1 pseudogene is annotated in these 280 nt (G+C 63.9%); it reads left to right on the top strand.

Annotated features, from left to right (window positions below):
* Nucleotides 1–227 (top strand): annotated as a pseudogene (locus ACEN88_RS35325) (hypothetical protein); the annotation flags it as partial.
* Nucleotides 228–280: the final 53 nt, after the last annotated feature.

The following is a 280-nucleotide window of genomic DNA, read 5'->3' as shown; positions in this document are numbered from 1 at the left end:
GCGAACTGAAGGGCGACGGCTGGCGCACCGTGAGCCGCGGCGAGGCCAAGCCGGGCGATATCTGCATTGTCGGCGACGATGAGCACGTCGAGATCGTCGCGAGCAATGAAAACGGCCGCATCACGCTGATCGGTTCGAACAATACGCAAGGCGGCAGCGGCCCGCAGGTGGTGTCGTACGACACCTATACCGGCAACCGGAGCGATGTGACGTTCCTGTCCGAATGACGGGCGAGCAACCCGCAACCCGCCTAATGCTCGACCATCAGCCGGTCGTAGCC

It is taken from the genome of Massilia sp. CT11-108, assembly GCF_047302915.1.
GTDB classification, from domain to species: domain Bacteria; phylum Pseudomonadota; class Gammaproteobacteria; order Burkholderiales; family Burkholderiaceae_D; genus Telluria; species Telluria orientalis.
This window is presented reverse-complemented; position numbering and strand designations above follow the sequence as displayed.